This is a genomic window from Aeromonas sp. AE23HZ002T15 (assembly GCF_054165525.2).
The window spans coordinates 3,662,844-3,688,302 of sequence record NZ_CM201342.1 but is presented as its reverse complement, the minus strand read 5'-3'; the positions used below and the strand labels follow the sequence as shown (position 1 = coordinate 3,688,302).

Here is a 25,459-nt window from a genome sequence, read left to right as displayed (position 1 = left end):
CTGTTGCACTCCTTTCATCGAGCAAGCTCCTTAATCAGTTGCCGGGCACGGACACGGGCCACGGCATCCAGCGCAATCAGATCGTCCAAGGAGGCGGCGGTACTGTCACCCAGCGCCCCCATGACGGACTCGTTGACTCTGGCAATATCCATAAATCCGATCCGCTCTGCAAGAAAAGCCGCGACGCTCTCCTCATTGGCGGCGTTGAGGGAGGTCGTCGCTGCCTGTCCCTGCTGACAGGCTGCCATGGCCAACGCCAGGCAGGGATAACGCTCGTAGTCGGGACGGATAAAGCTGAACTCTCCGACACTGAAGAAGTCCAAAGGTTCCACACCGGACTCAATCCTGGCCGGATAAGCCAGGGCATGGGCGATGGGGGTGCACATGTCGGGGTTGCCGAGCTGGGCCAGCACGGACCCATCCTTGTACTGCACCATGGAGTGGATGACAGACTGGGGGTGGATCACCACCTGGATCTGCTCGGGGGCAGCGTTGAACAGCCAGCGCGCCTCTATGTACTCCAGCCCCTTGTTGATCATGGTGGCGGAGTCTACCGAGATCTTGGCCCCCATGGACCAGTTCGGATGGGCCACCGCCTGGGCCGGGGTGACCCGGTCCAGATCCGCGATATCGGTATAGCGGAAGGGGCCGCCGGAGCCGGTCAGCAGTATCTTGCTGATGCCGGCACCCGCCAGATCGCAGAAACCGGGTTGACGCTGGATGGCCTCGGGCAGGCACTGGAAGATGGCGTTGTGTTCGCTGTCGATGGGCAGCAGGGTTGCCCCAAAGTCGCGCACCGCCTCCATGAAGAAGGCCCCGGACATCACCAGTGCCTCCTTGTTGGCCAGCAGGATACGCTTGCCCGCCCGCACGGCGGCCATGGTGGGGGCCAGCCCGGCGGCGCCGACGATGGCAGCCATGACGCTGTGAGCCTCGGGGTGGGCAGCCACCTCGCACAGGGCAGCCTGACCGGACAGCACCCGGGTGGCACTGCCGTGGGTCTTGAGCCGTTCGGCCAGCTCGTGCGCCGCGGCCTCATCCACCATGACGGCGAAACGGGGGGAGAATTCGAGACAGTCCCGCAGCATGGCATCCACGCTGCGAGCCGCCGTCAGCGCCAGCACCTGCCAGCGCCCCGGGTTCTGTCGCAGTACCTTGAGGGTGCTCTGACCGATGGAGCCGGAGGCTCCCAGGATCACCAGGTTGGACATTAGAACTCCTGACTGAGTAGCAGATAGCTGAGCAAGAAGACCGGCAGCGCCGCCGTCAGGCTGTCGATACGATCGAGGATGCCGCCGTGGCCCGGCAGCAGGGTGCCGGAATCCTTGATGCCGGCTTCGCGCTTGAACATGCTTTCGGTGAGATCGCCGAGCACGGAGGCAAGCACCGCCAGCAGGGAGCAGAGCAGCACCACCCCCATCTTGGCGGGCACGAAGCCCATGAACCAGGTGACGCCGACCGCCAAGAGACTCGCGGTAAACAGGCCGCCCAGCATGCCCTCTATGGTTTTACCCGGGCTCACCGCCGGCGCCAGCTTGTGTTTGCCGAATGCCTTGCCGAAAAAATACGCGCCAGAATCTGCCGCCCAGACCAGCCCCATGACGAACAGCAGGATCCAGGCCCCCATCATGGGGTCGTGATAGAAGTTGTAACCACGGATGGCCACCAGGGACCAGAAGAAGGGCACCAGGGTGACCAGGCCAAACAGGGATTTGAGCCAGATGGACTTTTGCCACAGCTTGGCGCTCTGGGGATAGCGCAGGACCAGCAACAGCCCCAGGACCCACCAGCTGACTGCGGTCCAGAGTACCCCCATCAGCAGGGGATGCAGGTGCGGGATCCAGAGTTGCTCCACCGGCACCCAGTACAGGCTGGCGCCCAGCAGCAGGCAGAATACCAGCGGCAACCACTGTTGCGGCTGGGCAGAGACGAAGGCGCTCCATTCACGGCTGGCCAGCACGAAGACCAGGGCGGCCAGCAGGGCGAAGAATTTCAATGGCAGAAAAAACAGTGCCCCCAACACCAGGGGTACTAGCAGCAATGCGGTAATAATTCGTTGTTTTAGCAAAAGAACCTCTCTCTTGGGAGCGGGATTTAGCCGGTCTGGTGCTCGGCGATCAATGCCCGTATCTGTTCACCCGTGCACCCGAAGCGACGCTCGCGGGCCACGAAGGAGGCAACCGCCTCACTGAACTCGGCCTCGTTGAAATCGGGCCACAATACCGGGGTAAAATAGAGCTCGGCATAGGCGAGCTGCCACAGCACAAAGTTGCTGATGCGATGGTCGCCACCGGTACGAATAAGCAGATCCACCGGCGGCAGATCGGCCATGCAAACCTGTCCGCCCAGCGCACACTCGTCGATCGCCTCGGCGTCCAGCTCGCCGGCCGCCACGGCACGGGCCAGCTTGCGAGCGGCCTGGGCGATGTCCCACTGGCCACCGTAGTTGGCGGCGATGTTCAGGGTCAGCCCCTGATTGGCCGCGGTCAACGCCTCCGCCTTGGCGATCTTGGCCTGCAGCCGTTCGCTGAAACGGGCGGTATCACCGATCACCTTGAGCCGGATGCCGTTGCTGTGCAACTTGTTCACCTCGCGGCCCAGCACCGTCATGAACAGCTCCATCAGGGCATTCACTTCCCCTTCCGGGCGGCGCCAGTTCTCGCTGGAGAACGCAAACAGCGTCAACGCCTCCATCTGGGCGCGGGCGGCGAAGGTCACGGCTTCACGGACGGACTTCACACCCGCCTTGTGACCCGATACCCGCATCTTGCCACGGTTCTGAGCCCAACGGCCGTTACCATCCATGATGATGGCAACGTGACGAGGCAAGGACGAGCTGGCGCTATCGCCCAGCGCTGCCAAAAGCGACATTCATTTCTCCCACAAAGACAAAAGCGCCGTGCAGGGGCACTACACGGCGCTCGTAATATACCTGTCGGAGGCTTAGATTTCCATTAGCTCCTTTTCCTTCGCAGCCAGCGCTTCGTCTACCAGCTTGATGAAGGAATCGGTCAGCTTCTGGATCTCTTCCTGGGCACGACGGTCGTCGTCTTCGGAGATCTCTTTGTCCTTGAGCAGGGACTTGAAGTCGGCGTTGGCATCACGACGGATGTTGCGCACCGCAACCCGGGCACCTTCCGCTTCGGCGCGGACGATCTTGGTCAGATCGCGGCGACGCTCCTCGGTCAGCGGCGGCAGGGGCACGCGCAGGGTCTGGCCGTTGCTGGAGGGGTTCAGGCCCAGATCGGAGGTCAGGATGGCTTTTTCCACCGCCTGGATCATGGAGCGATCGAAGATGGAGATGGAGAGCGTGCGGGCATCTTCCGCCACGACGTTGGCCAACTGTTTCAGAGGAGTGGCGGCACCGTAATACTCCACCTGGATGCCGTCGAGCAGGCTCGGATGAGCGCGGCCGGTACGGATCTTGGACATCTGGGTTTTGAGCGATTCCACGCTCTTGGCCATACGGTCCTTGGCGTCGTTTTTAATCTCGTTGATCACAGTGTTTTCCTTTTGGCGAACGAGCCGGCACGCGGCTCGTGTCTATCTTATTGACTGGCGTAATGGATAAGCACGCCTAATGACCCAGGTTATCTTGTCAGCTGGCGTCATGAGCCAGTGCATATGGTTGCCCACTCTAACCCGATTGGCCAGCCAGGGATAAGAATGTCCGATGACTGACGCTATCTTATTTGCTTGCCTGATGGATCAGGGTGCCTTCCGGCTCTCCCATGATGACACGGCGCAGGGCACCCGGCTTGTTCATGTTGAACACCCGGATCGGCAGATCGTGGTCACGGGCCAGGGTAAAGGCTGCAAGATCCATTACCTTGAGTTCTTTTTCAAGAACTTCATCATAACTCAGTTCGTGATACAGCACGGCATCCGGATTCTTGACCGGATCGTCGGTGAACACGCCATCGACCTTGGTGGCTTTGAGCACCACGTCGGCTTCGATCTCGATGCCGCGCAGGCAGGCTGCAGAGTCGGTGGTGAAGAAGGGATTGCCGGTACCGGCGGAGAAGATCACCACCTTGCCGGCACGCAGCTGGCTGATGGCCTCGGCCCAGCTGTAGGAGTCGCAGACCCCTTGCAGGGAGATGGCCGACATCAGGCGGGCATTCACATAAGCACGATGCAGGGCATCACGCATGGCCAGGCCGTTCATGACGGTCGCCAGCATGCCCATGTGGTCACCCACCACGCGGTTCATGCCCGCCTTGGCAAGACCGGCGCCACGGAACAGGTTGCCGCCACCGATGACCAGACCAACCTGAACACCCAGCTCAACCAGCTCTTTGATCTCTTGGGCCATCCGCTCCAGCACCGCCGGATCAATGCCGAAACCCTCGGATCCTTGCAGGGCTTCACCACTCAACTTCAGAAGAACACGTCTGTATGCAGGCTTGGGATTGGTACTCATGTCACTGATTCCTGGTCATATAAAGACCGCGACATAAGTCGCGGTCTGGGGAAACGGAAAAACCGGTTCGATTAGGCCTTCTGAGCGGCCGCGATCTGGGCTGCTACTTCAGCAGCGAAGTCGGTCTCTTGCTTCTCGATGCCTTCGCCCACTTCGAAACGGGTGAAGGAAACAACGTCGGCGCCTTCTTTCTTCAGCAGCTCGGCAACGGTCATGGAAGGATCTTTCACGAACGGCTGACCAGTCAGGGAAACCTCACCGGTGAACTTCTTCATGCGGCCTTCAACCATCTTCTCGGCGATGTCTTTCGGCTTGCCGGAGTTGATGGCGATGTCGATCTGGATTTCGCGCTCTTTGGCAACGACTTCGGCAGACACGTCTTCCGGCTTGACGAATTGCGGGCTGTTGGCAGCAACGTGCATGGCCAGATCTTTGGCCAGCTCGTCGGAACCACCGGCCAGCTTGGTGATAACACCGATGCGGGAACCGTGTACATAAGTACCCAGGTTGTCGCCTTCAACCAGCATCACGCGACGCAGGTTCATGTTCTCACCGATCTTGGCGATCAGGTTGGTGATGGTCAGTTCGACGGACTCACCGTTACCGAAGTCGGCAGCCTTCAGGGCGTCGATGTCGGCAATCTTCTGGGTAGCAGCGATCTCGACGATCTTCTGACCCATGGCCAGGAAACCGGCATCCTTGGAAACGAAGTCGGTCTCGCAGTTCAGCTCGATCATGACGGCAACGTTGCCTTCGGTACGGGCGAAGATCACGCCTTCAGCGGCGATACGGCCAGCTTTCTTGGCGGCCTTGGCCTGACCGGATTTGCGCATGTTCTCGATGGCCAGCTCGATATCACCAGCGGCCTCTTCCAGCGCTTTTTTGCAGTCCATCATGCCAGCGGCGGTACGCTCGCGCAGTTCTTTTACCAGGGCGGCGGTAATGTTTGCCATGTCCAGTATCCTCGGTCTTGAATTGACAAGAAACAGGGGCCACAAGGGCCCCTGCTAACCAATTACATCAGCTTGGTTAATAAGGGCTTTTCAGTCCTTATCAATTACTCAGCTTCAACGAAGCCATCTTGTTCGGCTTGAACAACGATGTCCTGAGCGCGAGCTTCCAGTACGGTGTCAGCGGCAGCATTCAGGTACAGCTGTACGGCACGGATAGCATCGTCGTTACCCGGGATGACGTAATCAACGCCGTCCGGGTTGGAGTTGGTATCAACGATGGAAACTACCGGGATACCCAGGTTGTTGGCTTCTTTGATAGCGATGTGCTCGTGGTCGGCATCGACAACGAACAGAACGTCAGGCAGACCGCCCATGTTCTTGATACCACCCAGGCTCTTCTCCAGCTTTTCCATTTCGCGAGTACGCATCAGCGCCTCTTTCTTGGTCAGCTTGTCGAAGGTACCGTCTTGGCTCTGGGTTTCCAGATCTTTCAGGCGCTTGATGGACTGACGAACGGTTTTCCAGTTGGTCAGCATGCCGCCCAGCCAGCGGTGGTTAACATAGAACTGGTCGCAACGCTCAGCGGCTTCTTTAACGGCTTCAGACGCGGCACGCTTGGTACCTACGAACAGTACCTTGCCTTTCTTGGCAGCTACGGAGCTGATGAAGTTCATGGCATCGTCAAACATCGGAACGGTTTTTTCCAAGTTGATGATGTGAACCTTGCTGCGGGCGCCGAAGATGTAGGACTTCATTTTCGGGTTCCAGTAACGAGTCTGGTGACCGAAGTGGACGCCGGCTTGCAGCATGTCGCGCATAGAAACTTTAGCCATTTTATACCTCTGTATTGGGGTTAGGCCTCCACACATCCCATGTAACCGACCCCAGAGGGGCACCCCGGTACAGGTGTCGATGTGTGTGTGTTGTTTAAGTAAGGGTGATGGAGCGAGGAACAAGTTCCCCATTCCGGCGCGCTTTATACCATAAGTTTGTCCCGGATACCACCGGCCGGCTGCCTAAAAATCCCCCCTCCCGAGCCAGGGTGCGACCGCTGGCTGACGCTGAGATGACGATCACACTGGAAGTGAGCGGGGGTTGGGGATAAAATTTTGTCCTGATTGCAAACGCATCTATTTTTCATTACCTGGTTGGTCATCCTCCGATGAGAGGCCAGGCCGCAAGAGAGAATCCATGTCCATCACCATCAAGACTCCCGAAGAGATCGAAAAAATGCGCGTTGCCTGCCAGCTGGCAGCCGATGTGCTGGTCATGATCGCCCCCCATGTAAAGGCCGGCGTGACCACGGACGAGCTGAACACCCTGTGCCACGACTTCATCGTCGACGTGCAGCAGGCCGTCCCGGCTCCGCTGAACTACCACGGTTTCCCCAAGTCCATCTGCACCTCGGTGAACGATGTAATCTGCCACGGCATCCCCAATCACAAGAAACTGCGTGAAGGGGACATCCTCAACATCGACATCACCGTCATCAAGGATGGCTACCACGGCGACACCTCCGCCATGTTCATCGTCGGCCAGACCACACCATTGCGCCGTCAGCTGTGCAAGGTGGCGCAGGAGAGCCTCTACGCCGCCATCAAGCGGGTGCGTCCCGGCATGTGCATCACCGAGATCGGTGCCGTGATCCAGCCCATCGTCGAGCAGGCCGGTTTCTCCGTGGTGCGTGACTACTGTGGCCACGGTATCGGTGCCGAGTTCCACGAGGAGCCGCAGATCCTGCACTACCGCAACGGCGGCAAGCTGGAGCTGAAGGCCGGCATGTGCTTCACCATAGAGCCCATGGTCAACAGCAAGAAGTATCACTGCCGCATCAATCCTAAGGATGGCTGGACAGTGACCACCAAGGATGGCGGCGACTCCGCCCAGTGGGAGCACACCCTGCTGGTGACCGAGGATGGCTGCGAGGTGATGACCCTGCGCCCCGATGACACTATCGACCGCGTCATCAAACACAGTTAACATCAAACCCCGGCCATGCCGGGGTTTGTGTTTTCAAGACGACGAGATGCCATGGACGCCAGCCTGCTTTCCCCCCACCTGTTGCCCGACGATCAGCTCAGCCGCGAGAACTGCAAGGAGTACCTGAGCCGTTTCCTCGCCTGGCTGCACGCACGCTTCGACGCCGGTGACAACATCATCGAACTGGTGGCGACCCGCTCCGAATATATGGATGCGCTGCTGACCCGGCTGTGGCACAAGTTCGGCTTCGACAAGACCTCTCTCACCCTGATCGCGGTGGGGGGCTATGGCCGCGGGGAACTGCACCCCCACTCCGACATCGACCTGCTCATTCTCTACGAGGGGGAGGATCTCGACGAGGTGCTGGGGCTGCGCATCGGCGAGTTCATCACCCTCTTGTGGGATCTCAAGCTGGAGGTGGGGCAGTCGGTGCGCAACGTGAGCGAGTGCATCGAACAGGGGCGCGCCGACATCACGGTCGCCACCAACCTCATCGAGGCGCGCTACATCACCGGCCGCAAAGAGGGCTTCGAGCAACTTCAGGCCGCCACCCAGCCCCAGCACTTCTGGCCGAGCGAGGAGTTCTTTCGCGCCAAGCGCGAGGAGCAGACCCAGCGCCACCGCCAGTTCCTCGGCACCGCCTACAAGCTAGAGCCGGACCTCAAGAGCAACCCGGGGGGATTGCGCGACATCCAGACCCTGGCTTGGGTCGCCCGCCGCCACTTCGGCGCCACCACCTTGTTCGAGATGACCAGCCACGGTTTCCTCAACCGGGCCGAGTACAGGGAGCTGCTGGACTGCCAGAACTTCCTGTGGAAGGTGCGCTTCGCCCTGCACATGGCCATCAACAAGGGGGACAACCGCCTGCTGTTCGATCGCCAGCGCACCGTGGCCCAGATGCTCGGCTTCGAGGGTGAGGGTAACGGCCCGGTCGAGCAGATGATGAAGCGCTTCTACCAGACGGTGCGACGGGTAGCCGAGCTCAACGAGATGCTGCTGCAGCTGTTTGACGAGGCCATCCTCGGCAACACCGCCATGGACGTGCGCCGCATCAGCGACGAGTTCCAGTTGCGGGGCCGCCTCATCGACGCCGTGGACTCCGAGCTGTTTGGCCGGGATCCCGCCGCCATACTGCGGCTCTTCTACCAGATAGCCCAGCACCCCGACATCGCCGGCATCCACTCCGCCACCCTGCGCCAGCTGCGGGAAGCCAGGCGTACCCTCAACTGCTGGCTGCAGGATCTGCCCGAATGCCGGCGCCTCTTCATGGCGCTGCTGCGCCACCCCAACGGCATCGGCCAGCCGCTCACTCTTATGCATAAGTACGGGATCCTCGCGGCCTATCTGCCCCAGTGGAACCTCATCGTCGGCCAGATGCAGTTCGACATGTTCCATGCCTACACGGTGGACGAGCACACCCATCGCCTGCTCCAGAACATCCACCGCTTCGCGAACCCGGCCAGCCGCCAGACCCACCCGCTCTGCCACGAGGTGTTCACCCAATTGCGCAAGCCGGAGCTGCTCAGCATCGCCGCCCTGTTCCACGACATCGCCAAGGGGCGGCGTGGGGATCACTCCGAACTCGGCGCCGTGGATGCCCTGGAGTTCTGCCAGCTGCACGGGCTGGATCGCTACGAGAGCCGCCTGGTGGCCTGGCTGGTGCGCCACCACCTGCTGATGTCGGTCACCGCCCAGCGCCGGGACATCTACGACCCCGAGGTGGTGTCCGACTTCGCCCAGAAGGTGCGGGACGAATTGCACCTCGACCTGCTCTACTGCCTCACCGTGGCCGACATCTGCGCCACCAACGACAGCCTCTGGAACGACTGGAAGGGTACCCTGCTGCGGGAGCTCTACTTCGCCACCCAGAAGGCGCTGCGCCAGGGATTGGAGAATCCGCCGGACATGCGCCTCAAGATCCGCGAGAACCAGCGCCAGGCCAGGCAGCTCCTGGCCCAGCGGGAGGTACCGGAGGAGAGCGTCAACGCACTCTGGAGCGACTTCAAGGCCGACTACTTCCTGCGCCACAGCCCGGAGCAGATCGCCTGGCACAGCCGCAAGATCATCGAGCACGGCGACAACCCTGCTCCCCTTGTCACCATCGGCAAGCAACCCACCCGCGGGGGCAGCGAGGTGTTCATCTATTGCCGCGACACCCCGAACCTGTTCGCCACCGTGGCCTCGGCGCTGGATCAGAAGAATCTCAACATCCACGACGCCCAGATCATGAGCTCCCACAACGACTACGTGCTGGATACCTTCATCGTGCTGGAGCCGACCGGGGATCCCATCAGCCCGAACCGCACCGCCACCATCAAGAAGGCGCTGGAGAAGGCGCTGCAGGAGCCGGGCAAGCTGGTGCTGCGCAGCAAGCCCCTGTCCCGGCGCCACCGCCAGTTCAGCGTGCCGACCCGGGTGGTGTTCCTGCCCCACAAAGGGGAAAACCGTCACACCTTGCTGGAGCTGACGGCCCTCGATACCCCCGGCTTACTGGCCCGCATCGGCGCTGTGTTCCAGCAGTGCGGCTTGTCCCTGCATGCGGCCAAGATCACCACCATAGGCGAGCGGGTGGAGGACTTCTTCAGTCTCACCACGCTGGCCGGGGAACCCCTGACCCAGTCCGAGCAACAGGCCCTGGAGGAGCGGTTGGTCAATCAGCTAAACCCTTCCGAGAACGGGGATGAGGGGACGGACGAGGGTCTCGGCAGACGCCATATTGAGTTCTAATTTATCAATCGGAACAAGCCCTTGAACGAACAATGGACAATAAACTGCCGCTCTTTCGAAGAAATCGGCCGGGGCCCTTAAAAACAATTGGAAAAGTGTGATACAACAAACGGAATTTTTTAAAGGAAACCTGTCATGACCGAGTTGCAACAGACCATAGAAGCGGCCTTCGAGCGCCGCGACACCATCACTCCCGGCTCCGTCGATGCCGCCACCAAGAGCGCCATCCTGGAGGCCATCGAGCTGCTGGACGCAGGCCGTGCCCGGGTCGCCGAGAAGATCGCCGGCGAGTGGGTGGTTCACCAGTGGTTGAAGAAGGCGGTACTGCTCTACTTCCGCATCAATGACAACGGCATCATCAAGGGTGACGACGCCCAGTACTACGACAAGGTTCCCCTCAAGTTCTCCGACTACAGCGCCGAGCAGTTCAAGGCTGCCGGCGTGCGCGTGGTGCCGCCGGCGACTGCCCGCAAAGGCTCCTTCATCGCCCCCAATACCGTGCTGATGCCCTCCTACGTCAACATCGGCGCCTTCGTCGATGAAGGCACCATGGTCGACACCTGGGCCACCGTCGGCTCCTGCGCCCAGATCGGCAAGAACGTCCACCTCTCCGGCGGTGTCGGCATCGGCGGCGTGCTGGAGCCGCTGCAGGCCAACCCGACCATCATCGAGGACAACTGCTTTATCGGTGCTCGCTCCGAAGTCGTGGAAGGGGTGATCGTCGAGGAAGGCTCCGTCATCTCCATGGGCGTCTTCATCGGCCAGTCCACCCGCATCTATGATCGCGAGACCGGCGAGATCCACTACGGCCGCGTACCGGCGGGTTCCGTGGTCGTCTCCGGCTCCCTGCCCTCCAAGTGCGGCAAGTACAGCCTGTACGCCGCCGTCATCGTCAAGAAGGTGGATGCCAAGACCCGCGCCAAGGTCGGCATCAACGCCCTGCTGCGTTCCATCGACGAATAATCAGCGGTTGAATACTGAAGCAAGAAGGGCGCCTAATGGCGCCTTTTTTTGTTTTGGCGCCCCTGTCACAGGCAAGCCATGACGACTCGGTTAAGATAGATGGGTCAGGAACGTTTCAAACCGAGGAAGCCCGATGTACGAGAACCTGAAGAGCCTGGGGATCCAGGATCCCGCCTCCGTGGACAGCTACACCCTACGCCAGGAGGCCAACCACGATATCCTCAAGATCTACTTCAAGAAGCAGAAGGGCGAGTTCTTCGCCAAGAGTGTCAAGTTCAAGTATCCGCGCCAGCGCAAGACCATACTGATCGACTCGGGCACCCACGAGTACAAGGATGTCACCGAGATCAACGCCAACCTCAAGTACGTGGTCGATGAGCTGGACAACCTGACCCAGGGGTTGCATGTCGAGATCGATCAGGACATCAAGCAGAAGATATTGCGGGACCTCCGTCACCTCGAGAAGGTGGTGCAGAACAAGATCAGCGAGATAGAGCGGGATCTGGAGAAGCTGTAAACACCCACCCATCGTAAAAAAGGTGCCATTAGGCGCCTTTTTCGCGTCAAAAGCAGTAAAACCGTCCACCGCACTCAACATCAGCAGCCTGCTTTTTCTGCCACCTTAGAGCCTTTATGTCCCGTCGGGCCCAGCACCTTCGAGTAGTTATGCCGGGATAACCCCCCTTTGCCTGACACGGATAGTGCCCAACAAAAAGGGAGGCTTGCGCCTCCCTCTTCGGAACTCTCGATGTCAGGCAACGATTAGTTGCTCTTCATCCAGATATCCATCTCGGTTTTAAGGTTATCGGACTTGGTACCGAAGATGGCCTGAACACCGGAACCTGCGACCACCACACCGGCGGCGCCCAGCTTCTTCAGACCAGCCTGGTCAACCTTGGCCACGTCCTTCACACCGACACGCAGACGGGTGATGCAGGCGTCCAGGGAGGCGATGTTCTCTTTACCACCGAAGGCAGTCACCAGGGCGGCAGACATCTCGTCCTTGCTCTGGGCAGCAGTGGCTTCCTGAGCGGTTTCGTCTTCACGACCCGGGGTCTTCAGGTTCATGGCACGAATGACCACGGTGAAGACCACGTAGTAGATGACGGCGTAGACCAGACCCAGGCCCACCAGCAGCAGCATGTGATCGGCACGGGGCGATTGCACCACGAAGTCGATGAAGCCGTTGGAGAAGGTGTGGCCGTGTACGATCCCCAGGGAGTTGGTCAGCACATAGGCCAGACCCGCCAGCAGAGCGTGGATGGCGTACAGTACCGGCGCCACGAACAGGAAGGAGAATTCGATGGGCTCGGTGATGCCGGTCAGGAAGGAGGTCAGGGCGGCAGAGGCCATGATACCTACGATCTTGGCGCGGTTTTCCGGCTTGGCACAGTGCGCGATGGCAAAGGCGGCAGCAGGCAGACCGAACATCTTGAACAGGTAGCCACCGGCCAGCTGACCGAAGCCGTTGCCGGCAGCGCGGGAGGCGTCATCAGCGGTCAGGAAGCAGGTCATGATACCGTGAACGGTTTCACCGGCCGCGTTGACACAGGTACCCGCCTGGTAGAAGAAAGGCACGTTCCAGATGTGGTGCAAACCGAACGGGATCAGGGAGCGCTCAACCACGCCGTAGATGCCGAAGGCCAGTACCGGGTTCTGGTTGGCGGCCCAGTCGGAGAAGGCACCGATGGCACCCCCTACCGGCGGCCAGATCACGGACAGGATCACGCCCAGACCGATGGAGACGAAACCGGTGATGATGGGCACGGCGCGCTTGCCGGCGAAGAAGCCCAGGTACTCGGGCAGCTGGATCTTGTAGAAGCGGTTGAACGCCCAGGCGGCGACGCCACCGGCGAGGATACCACCCAGTACACCGGTATCGATGCTCTCGACACCCATGACAGGCGCCATCACCTTCAGGGTGGCGACCATGATGCCGTAACCCACGATGGCGGACAGACCGGATACACCGTCGTTATTGGTGAAGCCAAGGGCCACACCCACGGCGAACAGCAAGGCCATCTGACCGAATACGGAACCACCGGCTTGCTCCATCAACTGGGAAACAATTTCCGGCAACCAGCTGAAGTGGGCAGCACCCACCCCCAGCAGAATACCTGCAACAGGCAGGACGGATACGGGCAGCATCAGCGCCTTACCGACCTTTTGCAGATTAGAGAAAGCATTTTTTAACATGTGTGCGCTCCTGAATGGATTTTTTCCGTACACGATCCAGTCAATTTATAGATGGCAGCCTTCGTCATCTGACCTTGTACTGAATTCGACCGGGTTTGCTTATTTTGACCAGCTGAATATAACCCAGCAATATCGGAATTTCTTCCATCGGGCCGAAGGGAATAATGAATTTGGAGGAGAGATCACAAGATATTCAGAGGAGGGAGATTATCTGATTTTCAGAATATTATTCCGCATCTTTATAGTATTACGGATAAATATGGAGTGCTGTTTCCTATTGTATTTTAGGGAATCTCATTAATACAAAAAGAAACTCAAGGTAACAAAATGTAACGCATTGCTATTTTCTATGATCTAGTCTACCGATTAAAAAGGCCTCCAACAAGGAGGCCTCAAATAAATATTAGTCTGACAAATTACGGTTATTTAGTTCTTCTGTGAACGCTTCACCGCATCGATAAAGACCGACTTCGCCTTGGTCGAACCGGCCCGTTCGGCCTCGCTCACCAGTTGCATCGCCTTGTCGATATCGCCAGCCTTGACCGCCTTCTCGATCTGGCTGTTGTAGAAGGCCTCGGTCTCGCTCAGCATGGCCGGAGCCGGCTTGCTGGGGGCGACCACGGCGGCCGTGGTGGCAGTTGCCGCCGTCGCTGCCACGGCGGTGGTGGCCGGCTTGGCCTGGCTCATCGCCACCTTGTCTGAATACTCGGGTTTGAAGACGGCTTCGATGCCCTGGCCCTTGGCCATGTCGACGGTTTTTATCTGCACCAGGCCCCAGGGAGAGTGCGGGATGACGGGGTCGGCGATATCCGGCTCGACGGTATGATTGGCGCGGGCAAAGGCCTTGGCCGGGTGCAATATGGTGGTGCTGCCGGCAAGCTCATCGGCCGGGGCATAGACCACCATGTAGGTCTCGGCGGCCGGATTGCCCGGCATGCTGCGGTCGATGAATACCTTGCCTTCGATGCGGTCATTGTCGAGCAGGTGGGCCGGCTGGTAGGTGAAGACAGACTCACCCAGCACGCGAGTCACCTTGAACTGGGAATCCAGCATGATCACCTTGGGAACCAGTACCGTCTTGCTGACCTGGGAGGCCAGCGTGATGGCCAGGTTGCCGGTGTTGGTCGGCAGACGATAGGCGGCGAAATAGCTCATGCCCTCGTCAAACTGATAACTGGGCTGCTTGCCATCGATGGCCAGCAGCGTGTCTCCCTCTGGCAGGGCGACATAGTTGAATTCGTTGAATCCCTTGCAGCAGTTGGTCGCCTGGGCGAGCACCTGCTTGGCCTCATCGGCATTACTCAGGATGGAGGCGTGCTCCTGAACGGGAACCACCATGCTACCGGAACAACCGGCCAACAGCGCGGTAACCACGGCCGCGATAGACATCTTTACCAGTTTCATTCTTCTTATCTCCATAACCCGATGGCCAAATCCGGCGAAACAAAACTGCCCCCATAAGGGGGCAGTGACTAACTTAACTGAAGATACTGCTTACCACCAGGCTTCCGCTTGTACGCCAAAGTTCCAAGTGTTGTCATCGTTATTACTGCCATTGAAAGTCTGGCCATTATCACCGCCAGACTTCAGATAGGAGGCGAACACACGAATTTCCGGACGCGCCCAGAAGCTAGGACCGGCAGACCAAGCCTGTGCAATAGTGTATTTCTGACCGCTCCGATCCTGGCTATCCTGCCCCTTGACGTCTTGGGTATCTCGATAATAGCCAAGCTCCAAAATGGTCTTTTGGATCTCATCCCATTTGTACATGGGACGAACCACTGCGGAGAAAGTATCGGCATCAGAGCCAGCCACGCCGTTGATGGTCACGTCATTGGACTGACCATAAACCAGCTGATGACCGAACTCTACCTTGTCACCGACCGGCAGCACCCCCCAGTTGATGATACGGAAGCCATCACCACTGGCACCATCTTGACTGGTCCAGTTACCAGAACCGTAATAAATCGGCAAGGTAGCATAGCTGTCACTCATGTATTGCAGTGTGGTCTTGTTGAAACCACCCAGCAGGTTCTGAGTCAGTTCAGCAGTCAGCATGACACCATCTTTTATGTCGCTGTTGAGCTTTTCCTGATCATCTGTCGGGTTGGCAATGGCATAGTCAACACCCAACTCCAAGGAAGCATCACTCCAGAGCGGTATACCAGCATAACGAGCATCCAGAATATTATTGTTCAGCTCACCAGCATCACTCCGCGTCCAAGCCAAGGAGAATTTGCCCGGACCGGCTTGGATGTTTTCGATACCGGCACCAGCTCCGGACACGTCCCAGTAGTAGAAGTCGGAGATGTGGATGTCGTGACGTTGGTAGTAACGCTTACCGGCCCAGAGGGTGGCTTCCGGTGCAAAACCTAGCACCCCTTTAGCTTGAACATTGAACTGGCGCAATGCGAAGGTGGCATCATTTTCACATTGTTTAGTATCAAAGTTACATACAGTATCAGTACTCTCCCAGTCATTCGACTGGTTGCTTTGCATCGCAACCATTGAATCCACATAGAAGGACTTACCATCCTTGTTAAAGACTTCTTGCCCCAGCTGAACTTCGCCATAGGTTTCATTTTCATTACCCAGACGTCCAACTTTCTGTTTATCGAAAGTTTGCATGTCACCATCTTCGGAGACACCAATACCTGAACGGAAGTAGCCGTGGAAATCAACGGCGAAGGCGGCTTGGGAAGCCAGGGCAGCGGTCACTGCTGCTGCAATCGGGAGCCACTTTGCTTTCATTTTCATTTTCCTTATTCCCGCTGGGAGTGTGATCCTGAATATTCAAGTTCTTATCACCGTAAAAACGTTTTGGTGATAACCGGGGTCGATTATAAGTAGCCAATTTCGCCACAAACATGAGCTGATTCACAAAACGATGACAAATCGCACGCGCACCCAGCGACCAGCAAAAACAACCTCAAAGATCACCAAGAGAAGCAATAAGTCACCACAAAATAGCCAGATAGAGCACATCGCAACCACTGAAAGCGATTTCAAATAATAATTCTCGATGACAATTAAGTCAGCAAATGCCAATTCCATTGCAAAAACATGACTGAAATCGCTTTCAATGGGGAACTTTTAATTTTTAGCTTTGTCGCCGCTTCGCTTAATAACGAGGATAAGGCTGGATGTTTTGCAGAGGAAAAATAACCGGACAAACTGAGGGATATATTTAAAAAGAAGGTTGAGTGAGTCCCAAAATAAGGCACCCCCGAGGCGGGCCCACGGGGGATAATTTACGAATATCGGGATGGAAAAATTAGAGCTTATTTTCCCAGGTTTTCAGCCAGGCGAGGGCCGCGACCTCGGGTTCATCTTCTACCGTGGCATCGATCTCCAACCTGGGAACCAGGGCCTCGGCCGCCAGCTCCTGCAGCAGCTCATCCAGCCTGCGACCCGCCCCACAGAAGTGTTCGTAGCTGCTGTCCCCCATGGCGATCAGGGCATAGCGCCACCCTTTCATATAGGGAGCGCTGTCGCTCAGGGCGCTGGCAAAAGGTTGCAGGTTGGGGGGAATGTCCCCCTGCCCCGTGGTGGCGCTGATCACCAGGAAGAAGCGGGAGGCAGCGATGTCGGTCAGCTCCGCCTCATCATGGATATGGCAGACATGGCCATTGGCCTGCAGATGGTCGCACAGGGTCTCGGCCACCAGCATGGCCGACCCATAAACGGTGCCGACCAGGATATCTATCTCGGCCATCAGCACACCTCCCCGCGGGAAGGGTGGCTCAGGTGGGCGAGCGCACTGGGGAGGCAGGCCTTAGAAACAGGCCGGGGGCATGGGGCGACTTGCGGGGTATCTCGTTGAATCATCACCTGTTCCTCTGACTGACGTGGCTTACAGCATGCCACAGCCCGGCCAGAGGCAACAGATGATAAAGGGGTCAGAGGGCGTAGTCGCTCTCGCTGGCGGGCCAGCCCAGCTTGGCAAACAGCCCCAGCACTTCAGGCCCGAGCGGTGCCTGGATCCGCATCGGTACCTTGAGCACGGGGTGCTCGAAGCTCAAGCGGTGAGCCACCAGCAGCAGGCGATCGCAGCCATAGTGCTCGCGGAAGAAGCGATTGTGACGGCCATCACCGTGGGTGGTGTCCCCGACGATGGGGTGGAACAGGTGATCCAGATGGCGGCGCAGCTGATGCTTGCGTCCCGTCTTGGGGAAGAGCCGCACCAGGCTGTAGCGACTGGTGGCATGCTTCTTGGAAACCGCGAAGGGCAGCTCCACCTGGTGCAGGCGGCGAAACGCCGTCACCGCCTCCTGAGCCGGACGATCCGGATCGCTCATGGCGTCGGCTATCTTGTCTAGCTGCTCCTTGAGGGGGTAGTCGATGAGCCCCTGCTCCGGCGCCCAGCCGCGCACCAGCGCCAGATACTCCTTCTGCACCCGGCGCTCGGCGAAGGACTCGGTCAGGGTGCGCGCCACCACGGGATCCAGCGCAAACAAGAGCACCCCGGAGGTGGGCCTGTCCAGCCTGTGTACCGGGTAGACATGGCGCCCGCCGATAAGATCCCGGGTCATCTGCATGGCGAACCGGGTCTCGGCCTTGTCGAGCCAGCTGCGATGCACCAGCAGACCGGACGGCTTGTTGACCGCCACCAGCCAGTCATCCTGATAGAGCAGGGTTAACTTCATAAAAACACCACCAAATGGCAACGACTTAGTACGTTATATTGTCAGGAGCGCAGGGGGCGGATCTCGTCGCCCATACTCGGCGCGCTATGTCCGCTACACCCTCTGCCCTCAGCCGGCCTCATTGCTCCACTATCTTGCCGGAGAGCAGCAGATCGAAGCGCCCGATGAGGCGCAGCAGCCCTTCCACCTCGGCCAGCTCCTCCTTATAGACTTCGCTCGCCATGGGATAGAGGGAGATGCTGGTCGGCAGCGGTGCCTGCAGCATCACCAACTGCTCCATGCGCGGGATCAGCACGAACTGCAGCCACTGATCGAAGCTCAGGGTATCGACGCAAAACGGCAGCTCGCTGGCCAGGGCCTCCTCCCCCGGATGTTCGGCTTGCCAGCGCTCCAGACGCTGCAACTCGGCGGTGAGTTCCCCCAACAGACCGGCTACCAGCAGATATTGACTCATCTCGACCTCCTCATCGCGGGCCCACCCTGCCTGGGATGGGGCCTCACTCATCAAACATGCCCATCAAAAAGGGGCGCTACTATACACCGCCCCTCCCCCGGCTGCCACGGCCCCGTCACTTTCACCTCGAGGGGCCGCCCCATTGGCTATCTGGCGCCGCCTCCTTATAATCGCCGACATCACTCTCTGCCGGATCCCTTCATGTCTGCCATTCCCAGCATCAACACGCTGACCGAATTCCTGACCCAGGCCAATACCCAGTTCCAGTTGTTCGACATGGGCCGCCAGGTGCGGCCGCTGGCGAGCGATCACTTCTCGCGCATCGAGCAGCAGCAGGAGCCCTACCCCTGGCCCTTGCAGCAGCACGCCTGGCTCGCCGTGCACTTCTTCCAGTCGGATGAAGCCAGACATTACCTCTGGTTCCTCAAGTTTGCTCTCGATGAGCGCGGCCTGCTCATCGCCGCAGGCCCCAAGCACTTCATGGATCAGGTGGTCGAGACCCTGGGCTACAAGCTGACCGGCGAGCTGGACGAGGAGAAGGCCGAACGCCTGGCGGACAACCCCTACACCTTCCGCCCCGCCGAGGCCAAAATGGCCAGCCTGCACGCCAAGCTGGCCCGCCAGCTGGAGCAGGCCCCCTCCGCCTACCTGGATGCCCTGTGCCACTATCTGGCGGTACCGGGGCTGGACGGCTGGCAGGCCCTGGGGCTGCAAGGCTTTGCCGATCTGGCGGAGCGTCTGCAGGATGAGCGCAACCTGGCGCTGGTGTGCAAGGCGCTGCCCAGGCTGCCCGATGCCCCGCTCTACGCTCTGTGCCAGAGCCTGGAAAACGCCCCCCTCCCCCCCGCGCTGCAAGGGGCGCTGCTCGAGCGGATCGGCAAGGAGCAGGAGTGCGCGGCACCCAATGCCGAGACCCTGGCCTACCTGTGCCGGGCATTCGCCTCCTGCAATGGCAACAGCCTGCGCACCAGCAAGTTGCTGACCCTGCTGCAGACCCAGCCCAGCCCGGCCCTGTTGCTCGCCATCGCCGGCCGGCTCTGGCCCGATCTGGCGACCCCGGCGCTGCTCAGCCTGTTCCTGGAGCAGCTCGCGCTGCAACCTGCCCAGTTCTTCAATCAGGTCTTTGCCGAGCTGGTGACCCTGCCGGCCCTGCGGGGTGATATGCTGGCCAGGCTGCGTGACCCCGAGCGCAGCGATGCCCTGGGTCAGGCCATAGGCCGCCTGTTCGCCTCGGCCTAGTGCACCTCGCCCTGGTGCGCAGGGCATTTACCGGCCTGTCGCCTGGCGGCTCCCCAGCGGGCCAGCCGGCGACAGGCCACCACAGATGATATTCAGCACAAGGAACCCGCTGATGGGAGAAATGCTCGGAATCCTGATCCTGCTGCTCGCAGGTGGCGCCTTCTGGCAACAGCGCCGCCAGGCGGAGATCGCCTGGCAATACATGAGACGCTACTGCCAGCATCACGATCTGCAACTGCTCTCCCTGGCCCGCACCCACAGGGCGCTGGGACACAAGCCGCTGCGCCTGCTCACCTATTACCAGTTCGAGTTTTCAAGCGACGGTGAGAGCCACTATCAGGGCCAGCTCTGCATGCAGGGGCTGCATGTGGCTGGGGTCGAGTTGCCCCCCCATCGCATGCCGTCCTGAGCCTCCCCATGCAGGGCGGTGCCGGCACACGGGGCTATAATTTCGAAAATCCCGCCAAGGAGAGACGAAATGGAACTGCTGACCCACGACATGGCCGCCCTCTTCGCCCAGCTCGGCCTTGCCAATGACGAGATGAGCCTGCACCGTTTCATCCGTGAGCACAGCCTGGACAACCAGACCCTGCTGCCGGAGGCCAGTTTCTGGAGCCCGGCCCAGGCCGGTTTCCTGCGCGATGCCCTCTGGCATGACTCTGACTGGTCGGAAGCCATCGACCAGCTGGATGTGATGCTGCGCCAGCCCAATTAGCCCCGCGATATCGAGCCTGCTTTCCTGACGGGCAGGCTTTGATTAAGCTCTCTCCCTTCCTTATTTCGCCAGCAGCAAGACGACCCCAGCCGGTCGCAGTGAGAAACCCAGATGTCAGCCCAAGAGATCATCCGAATTGCCAACGAGCTGAGTGCCAAGGGGATCACCCCCTCCACCGCCATGGTCAAGGCGCGCCTCAGCCAGCCCGTGCCCATGGCCGAGCTGCTCAAGGTGTTGAGCCAGTGGAAGCAGCAACCACACGCCACCGAGCCTACCGCCGAACCCATGGTGGACCGGCCCCAACCCGACGGGATCAACCTGCAGGATCTGAGCGATCAGCTCAACCGCCTCGAGCAGAAGGTCGATCGCCTGACCGCCCTGCTGTTGCAGCGCGCGGAATAAGGCTCATGTACATACTCGAGCTGCACTTCGAGTGCTACCGCGACACCTCCCTCGGCGAGGCCGAGGGCGCCATCGTCAACTACCTCGACATGCTGCGCTATCAGGGCCAGATCCTGGGGCGGGAGTTTCCCACCAGCATGCAGGAGGGCTGCTTCATCAGCCGGGTGGTCTGCCCGGAGCAGGACAGCCTGCACCCGGACAACCAGAGCGAGCAGGTCGCCCTGGCCGAGCAGGGTCTGCACCAGGCCGGGCTGCTGGCCCCCAAGGTACAGTTGCAGGGCATGGACTTGCTCTCCGACAGCACGGATCCTTGCGGCCACGACGGCGAGCGGCCCGGCTGGATGCTGCTCTACACCAGCTTCCTGCATAGCTGCTCGCCCCTGCGCTGTGGCGACCACTTCGCCCCCATCCCGCTCTACCGCCTGCCCCCCATCGCCAACGGCGATCACAAGCAGATCATCAAGTGGCAGGAGGATTGGGAGGCCTGCGATCAGCTGCAGATGAACGGTTCCATCGCCGAACACGCCGCCCTGCACGAGATCGGGGAAGTAGGCAGCCGGCTGCATCGCCGTGGCAGCGATCTGGTCAGGCGGCTGGAGGCCCTCACCGGCATCCCGACCTATTACTACCTCTACCGGGTCGGTGGCCTCAGCGCCGAGCAGGAGCGTCGCCGCCCCTGTCCGGGTTGCGGCGGCGACTGGGCGCTCAGCGCCCCCCTGCACGAGATCTTCGACTTCAAGTGCGATCCCTGCCGCCTGGTGTCCAACCTCTCCTGGGACTTCAAGGATTAGTCGGCGATCCCTGACGCCATGGAAAAAACCCCAAAGCAGAAGGCCCTTGCCAGATGGCAAGGGCCTTGTCGTCAGTGACCGCTCACTGGGGCAGGGTTTCCAGCCGTTCCAAGAAGGCCGGCAGCGAGGGGGCCAGGATCAGGCGGCGACCGGAATCCAGCCACTCCAGCCACACCTGGCCAGTTTCGTTGTCAAGGGACACCAGGGTCATCTCGTTGCGGGTGGTGGCGATGAAGAGCGACGGCGAGCGCTTGAGTTTGCGCAGCATCAGCAGGTGGCCGATGAGGTTCTCTTTCAGCAAGTCCAGGTCCGCCTCGTTCCAGGGCAGGATGAGCTCGATGCGCAGCCCCTTGTAGAGGCAGGGGATGGGGCGGCTGAACCAGTGGCCGAACAGGGCGGTGGCGGCGGGATGCAGGGTCAGCTCAAGGGCCCCGTTCATGGCACTGAAGTCCGCCGGCTCACGCCGTTGGTGCGGGCGCCAGGCCACCTTGCCCTCCTTGGGCTCATCCAGCTCGCAAGGGGAGCGCCACTCAGCCTCACATTCGCACAGAGGCAGCCCTCGCCTCGCCTCCCCATCGCGCTGCCAGCGTAAAAAAAACTGCTCAAGGGCAGACAAGACTTGATCCGACATCGAAATCCCCCACAATAACGACCCCAAATAGCCGCTCTGAATGACCGAAAAATCCGGCTATTGCACCATCAAACACCTGGGCAGACAAGCATGAGCAAACAAGAGAGATACGCGGGCGCCAGCGCGCTGCAGGGCCTGAGCCTGGGCCAGCAGGCGGCCTACATCAGCCAGTACACCCCTAGCCTGCTGCAACCCGTGCCCCGCAGCCTGAACCGCGACGATCTCGGCCTTGGGGATGCGAACCTGCCCTTCGAAGGCTGCGACGTCTGGACCCTGTACGAGCTCTCTTGGCTCAATGCCAGGGGCAAGCCCGTGGTGGCCCTCGGCGAGGTATCCGTGCCGGCCCGGAGCCCCAACCTCATCGAGTCCAAGTCGTTCAAGCTCTACCTCAACTCCTTCAACCAGACCCGCTGCGATTCCATGGACGCGGTGCAGGCTATGCTGACCCGGGACCTGAGCGCCTGCGCCGGTGCCCCCGTGCAGGTCACCCTGTTTGCGCTGGACCAGGCTCCCCACAAGATCGCCACCCTGCCCGGTGAGTGCATCGATGAGCAGGATATCGAGGTCGACCATTACGAGTTCGACCAGACCCTGTTGCAGGGGGCGGCGGGTAGTGAGCGAGTCGAGGAGACCCTACACAGCCACCTGCTCAAGTCCAACTGTCTGGTCACCAGCCAGCCGGACTGGGGTTCTGTGGTGATCCGCTATCGTGGCCCGCGCCTGGACCGGGAGAAGCTGCTGCGCTATCTCATCTCGTTTCGCCAGCACAACGAGTTCCACGAGCAGTGCATCGAGCGCATCTTCATGGATCTCAAGCAGTTATGCGGCCCTGAGCAGTTGACCGTCTATGCCCGCTACACCCGCCGCGGCGGGCTGGACATCAACCCCTTCCGCAGCGACTGGGAGCCGGTTCCCGCGAACCTGCGCCTCATCCGTCAGTGAGTCGGATTGCGTACATGGAAAGGGATGGCTGATGCCCCCCATCCCTCAGTAAATTGTGGACGCACAGGGGTCGGCTTGGATAACATGCCTGCACCTCTGTGCCGTTCTTAATCCAATGAATCAACTGTTTTTTCTGGCAATGATGATGACCTCCCTGTCGGCTCCGGATCTGGATCTGACCAAGGAGCAGTTATCGATCGATCTGCAGCAGGCCCAGACCCTGGTGCTGACCGATCCCGCCAGATGCGTCCAGTTGGCCTCCTCTTTCCTCGAACGCACCGCCAATAACCCCAAACAGGTCATCAGCAATCGCCAGGAATATGGCTACCGCGAGCCCATGCTGAATTACGGCACCGCCACCCAGGCGACCGGAGCCCACCTGCTGAAAGGGGAGTGTCTCGATCAGCTGGGCGAGTCCAGAGAGGCGCAAGAGTCCCTCGATCGGGGCATCACCCTCGCGAGGAAGGAGCAGCAGTTCGAGCTGGAGGCCCACGGCCTCTACCTCAAGATCCGCAGCCAGAACATGCAGCAGAGGTCCCACAACGCCAGCGCCATCCTGCTCGATGAGCTGGACAAGCTGCTGACCAATCCAAGCCTCAAAGAGAGCCAACTTCAGGTCTACAGCCGCCTGTTGCACATCAACGCCAGCATAGAGGGGCAGCGATTCGACACCGCCAAGCAGCAGCTGGCCGACGCCAGGCGCTGGGCCAGAGAGGCCAAGAATCCGCTCTCCCAGGCCTGGGTCAGCGCCGTCGGCGGCGACCTCTATCATGCCCTCAAGCAGCCCCAGCTAGCCCTCGGTGAATACATAGACGCCCAGCAGCAGGCCAGGGGACTGCAGGATCCGCTCTTCTTCGGCCTGCTGTCGAACCAGATGGTCCAGCTCTATCAGGAGGAACAGGAGCCCCAGAAGGCGCTGCAATATGCCAATGAGGCCGCCAACTACTTCCATGCCCTCGGCAACCCCTCCCTGCTGAGCGATGCCCTGATCGTGCTGGCCAGCCTCAACCGGGATCAGGGTGAGATGAACATGGCCCTGGTCTACTTCTTCAATGCGCTGGATCTGCTGGACGAGGGCAATGACCGCACCCGCATCGCCCACCTCAAGTTCGAGATAGGCAAGACCTATCTGCAGACCGGCAACCTGACCCTGGCCCGCAACTATCTCAACGCCGCCCGCCAGTCCCACGAGATGGGGGACGACAAGTCCTCCCTCATCGACACCCTGCTGCTACTCGGTGAGCTGCATCTCAAGCAGCAGGAGGCGGGCATCGCCATCCTGCAGCTGGAGAATGCCCTGAGCCTCGCCAACCGCACCGGCGATATCCGGCGCCAGCTGGAGATCTTCCGCCTGCTGGCCATCGCCTATGAGCAGAAGGGCTACCTCAAGCAGGCGCTGAACAGCTACAAGCAGTTCCACCAGCGCAGCGAGCTGGTACGCCAGCAGCAGCTGGATCTGGAGCAGGAAGCGGTGCGCGACAACTACGCCCAGGTGGAGCGAGCGCAGCAGGTCAAGGAGCTGGAAAACAAGCTCGATGCCAGCGAACATCAGCAGGAGCGCTACCTCTGGTCCAGTGTCAGCACAGGCCTCTTGCTGGCGCTCTTCATCTACCTGTTCTTCACCCTCTGGCTCAAGCTGAGGGTCGCCCGCCTCAACGCCAAGCAGCTGGGGGAGGCCCTCCTGGTCGAGCCGCGCAGCGGTCTGGCCAACTGGCAGCGGCTGATGAGCCGCTGGCCGCGGGAGATGGCCAAACGCCAGCAGAAATCCGAGCGCTGGTACTTGAGCGATCGTGCCAGCAGCGAATTTGACGACAAGCTGCATTACCTGCTGTTCCGGGTCCCCTTCCTGATCAGCAGCCAGGAGCAGCACGGCTACCAGGTCAGCCGGGAGATAGAGCAGGCCTTCGGCGACTACGTCAACAAGCTGACCCCCAGGGACGGACGCATCTACGATTTGCGCGAGGGTCACCTGCTCTATGTGGTGCCGCAGCGCCATGTGGCCCAGTTGCACCAGCTGGCGCAGGAGCTGCTGGAAAAGCTCGCCGCCTTCCCCTGCGACTATGAGCTCGACAGGCACATCAGCCTGGGCATCGTCAGCCACCCCTTCCTGCCCAAAGCGGCGACCGCGCTCGATCATCACGGCCTGTTTGACCTCTGCTATCTGGCGCTGTCCGGGGCCATGCAACTCAGCGAAAAACACCGGCAGAGCGTCTGGCTGGAGCTGGCCGCCATCGATTGCCAGCAGGCCGCATTCTTTAATGGCGATGTGTGGCAATGCTGCTTGATGGCGATTGACAAGGGACTGGTAAAAGTAAATTCTTCTCATGAAAAGCAATGGGTTAATTGGCAGGCACTCGCACGGACGAAAGTGCTGGATAACCCGTAAAAAGGTACTCA

Annotated in this window: 26 protein-coding genes; 11 read left to right on the top strand and 15 right to left on the bottom strand. The window is 60.1% G+C overall.

Annotated features, from left to right (window positions below):
- Positions 1-14 precede the first annotated feature (14 nt).
- The 7 genes from ispC to rpsB all read right to left on the bottom strand — a co-directional run bounded on the left by ispC (position 15) and on the right by rpsB (position 6,209).
- Positions 15-1,211 carry a 1-deoxy-D-xylulose-5-phosphate reductoisomerase gene (ispC, locus tag ACT5M9_RS17275; protein ID WP_457980144.1) on the bottom strand — a complete coding sequence of 399 codons (1,197 nt, stop codon included), beginning with the start codon at positions 1,209-1,211 and terminating at the stop codon, positions 15-17.
- Complete coding sequence (locus tag ACT5M9_RS17270; protein WP_438550225.1) at positions 1,211-2,068, bottom strand: phosphatidate cytidylyltransferase; 858 nt, start codon at positions 2,066-2,068, stop codon at positions 1,211-1,213. The genes ispC and ACT5M9_RS17270 overlap by 1 nt, the downstream gene beginning before the upstream one ends.
- A 26-nt stretch (positions 2,069-2,094) precedes the next feature.
- A complete protein-coding gene (gene uppS / locus ACT5M9_RS17265; RefSeq protein WP_438550226.1) occupies positions 2,095-2,871 on the bottom strand; it encodes a polyprenyl diphosphate synthase in 777 nt (258 codons plus the stop codon).
- Positions 2,872-2,943: 72 nt separating this feature from the next.
- Positions 2,944-3,501 (bottom strand): ribosome recycling factor, encoded by a 558-nt coding sequence (frr, locus tag ACT5M9_RS17260; protein WP_438550227.1) that lies wholly within the window; start codon positions 3,499-3,501, stop codon positions 2,944-2,946.
- Positions 3,502-3,688: 187 nt separating this feature from the next.
- Positions 3,689-4,423 carry a UMP kinase gene (gene pyrH, locus ACT5M9_RS17255; protein WP_349921360.1) on the bottom strand — a complete coding sequence of 245 codons (735 nt, stop codon included), beginning with the start codon at positions 4,421-4,423 and terminating at the stop codon, positions 3,689-3,691.
- A 71-nt stretch (positions 4,424-4,494) separates the two neighbouring features.
- Positions 4,495-5,376, bottom strand: a complete 882-nt coding sequence (gene tsf / locus ACT5M9_RS17250) for a translation elongation factor Ts (protein ID WP_438550228.1) — start codon at positions 5,374-5,376, stop codon at positions 4,495-4,497.
- A 104-nt stretch (positions 5,377-5,480) separates the two neighbouring features.
- A complete protein-coding gene (rpsB, locus tag ACT5M9_RS17245; RefSeq protein ID WP_005303470.1) occupies positions 5,481-6,209 on the bottom strand; it encodes a 30S ribosomal protein S2 in 729 nt (242 codons plus the stop codon).
- Between the two features lie 358 nt (positions 6,210-6,567).
- Between rpsB and map the strand changes: the two genes are divergently transcribed.
- The 4 genes from map (at position 6,568) to ACT5M9_RS17225 (ending at position 11,563) form a co-directional block, all read left to right on the top strand.
- Positions 6,568-7,356: a type I methionyl aminopeptidase gene (gene map / locus ACT5M9_RS17240; RefSeq protein WP_438550229.1), complete on the top strand. Its 789-nt coding sequence runs from the start codon at positions 6,568-6,570 to the stop codon at positions 7,354-7,356.
- 51 nt (positions 7,357-7,407) lie between these two features.
- Positions 7,408-10,083 (top strand): bifunctional uridylyltransferase/uridylyl-removing protein GlnD, encoded by a 2,676-nt coding sequence (gene glnD, locus ACT5M9_RS17235; protein ID WP_457980147.1) that lies wholly within the window; start codon positions 7,408-7,410, stop codon positions 10,081-10,083.
- A gap of 135 nt (positions 10,084-10,218) precedes the next feature.
- The gene (gene dapD / locus ACT5M9_RS17230) at positions 10,219-11,046 is read left to right on the top strand and encodes a 2,3,4,5-tetrahydropyridine-2,6-dicarboxylate N-succinyltransferase (protein WP_438550231.1); all 828 of its coding nucleotides are present in this window, start codon (positions 10,219-10,221) and stop codon (positions 11,044-11,046) included.
- A 133-nt stretch (positions 11,047-11,179) separates the two neighbouring features.
- On the top strand, positions 11,180-11,563 hold the full coding sequence (locus tag ACT5M9_RS17225; protein WP_438550232.1) for a DUF3461 family protein: 384 nt from the start codon (positions 11,180-11,182) through the stop codon (positions 11,561-11,563).
- A gap of 245 nt (positions 11,564-11,808) precedes the next feature.
- Here ACT5M9_RS17225 and ptsG read toward each other — a convergent pair whose 3' ends face one another.
- The 7 genes from ptsG to ACT5M9_RS17190 all read right to left on the bottom strand — a co-directional run bounded on the left by ptsG (position 11,809) and on the right by ACT5M9_RS17190 (position 18,342).
- The gene (ptsG, locus tag ACT5M9_RS17220; protein ID WP_438550233.1) at positions 11,809-13,242 is read right to left on the bottom strand and encodes a PTS glucose transporter subunit IIBC; all 1,434 of its coding nucleotides are present in this window, start codon (positions 13,240-13,242) and stop codon (positions 11,809-11,811) included.
- Between the two features lie 426 nt (positions 13,243-13,668).
- Entirely contained in the window at positions 13,669-14,646 is a 978-nt protein-coding gene (locus ACT5M9_RS17215; protein ID WP_457980150.1) for a MalM family protein, read from the bottom strand.
- A gap of 90 nt (positions 14,647-14,736) precedes the next feature.
- Positions 14,737-15,993: a maltoporin gene (locus tag ACT5M9_RS17210; protein WP_457980152.1), complete on the bottom strand. Its 1,257-nt coding sequence runs from the start codon at positions 15,991-15,993 to the stop codon at positions 14,737-14,739.
- A gap of 126 nt (positions 15,994-16,119) precedes the next feature.
- Positions 16,120-16,296, bottom strand: coding sequence for a hypothetical protein (locus tag ACT5M9_RS17205; protein WP_520395644.1), 177 nt, complete (start codon positions 16,294-16,296; stop codon positions 16,120-16,122).
- Positions 16,297-16,516: 220 nt separating this feature from the next.
- Positions 16,517-16,957 (bottom strand): flavodoxin, encoded by a 441-nt coding sequence (locus ACT5M9_RS17200; RefSeq protein ID WP_457980154.1) that lies wholly within the window; start codon positions 16,955-16,957, stop codon positions 16,517-16,519.
- Positions 16,958-17,141: 184 nt separating this feature from the next.
- Complete coding sequence (gene truC, locus ACT5M9_RS17195) at positions 17,142-17,888, bottom strand: tRNA pseudouridine(65) synthase TruC (protein ID WP_457980156.1); 747 nt, start codon at positions 17,886-17,888, stop codon at positions 17,142-17,144.
- A 118-nt stretch (positions 17,889-18,006) separates the two neighbouring features.
- The gene (locus tag ACT5M9_RS17190) at positions 18,007-18,342 is read right to left on the bottom strand and encodes a YqcC family protein (RefSeq protein ID WP_438550238.1); all 336 of its coding nucleotides are present in this window, start codon (positions 18,340-18,342) and stop codon (positions 18,007-18,009) included.
- 210 nt (positions 18,343-18,552) lie between these two features.
- Between ACT5M9_RS17190 and ACT5M9_RS17185 the strand changes: the two genes are divergently transcribed.
- The 5 genes from ACT5M9_RS17185 to ACT5M9_RS17165 all read left to right on the top strand — a co-directional run bounded on the left by ACT5M9_RS17185 (position 18,553) and on the right by ACT5M9_RS17165 (position 21,489).
- Entirely contained in the window at positions 18,553-19,581 is a 1,029-nt protein-coding gene (locus ACT5M9_RS17185) for a DUF3549 family protein (RefSeq protein ID WP_457980621.1), read from the top strand.
- Between the two features lie 112 nt (positions 19,582-19,693).
- Positions 19,694-19,990, top strand: coding sequence for a DUF3301 domain-containing protein (locus tag ACT5M9_RS17180; protein WP_438550240.1), 297 nt, complete (start codon positions 19,694-19,696; stop codon positions 19,988-19,990).
- A gap of 69 nt (positions 19,991-20,059) precedes the next feature.
- On the top strand, positions 20,060-20,296 hold the full coding sequence (locus ACT5M9_RS17175) for a DUF2789 domain-containing protein (protein WP_438550241.1): 237 nt from the start codon (positions 20,060-20,062) through the stop codon (positions 20,294-20,296).
- A 111-nt stretch (positions 20,297-20,407) separates the two neighbouring features.
- A complete protein-coding gene (locus tag ACT5M9_RS17170; RefSeq protein ID WP_457980159.1) occupies positions 20,408-20,698 on the top strand; it encodes a hypothetical protein in 291 nt (96 codons plus the stop codon).
- Positions 20,699-20,703: 5 nt separating this feature from the next.
- On the top strand, positions 20,704-21,489 hold the full coding sequence (locus tag ACT5M9_RS17165; protein ID WP_457980161.1) for a Zn-ribbon-containing protein: 786 nt from the start codon (positions 20,704-20,706) through the stop codon (positions 21,487-21,489).
- An 82-nt stretch (positions 21,490-21,571) separates the two neighbouring features.
- Here ACT5M9_RS17165 and syd read toward each other — a convergent pair whose 3' ends face one another.
- Entirely contained in the window at positions 21,572-22,120 is a 549-nt protein-coding gene (syd, locus tag ACT5M9_RS17160; protein ID WP_457980163.1) for a SecY-interacting protein, read from the bottom strand.
- A gap of 90 nt (positions 22,121-22,210) precedes the next feature.
- On the opposite strand from syd, the gene queF reads away from it, so the two are divergent.
- Positions 22,211-23,062 carry an NADPH-dependent 7-cyano-7-deazaguanine reductase QueF gene (gene queF / locus ACT5M9_RS17155; protein WP_457980165.1) on the top strand — a complete coding sequence of 284 codons (852 nt, stop codon included), beginning with the start codon at positions 22,211-22,213 and terminating at the stop codon, positions 23,060-23,062.
- A gap of 115 nt (positions 23,063-23,177) precedes the next feature.
- Positions 23,178-25,448 (top strand): hypothetical protein, encoded by a 2,271-nt coding sequence (locus tag ACT5M9_RS17150; protein WP_457980167.1) that lies wholly within the window; start codon positions 23,178-23,180, stop codon positions 25,446-25,448.
- Positions 25,449-25,459 lie beyond the last annotated feature (11 nt).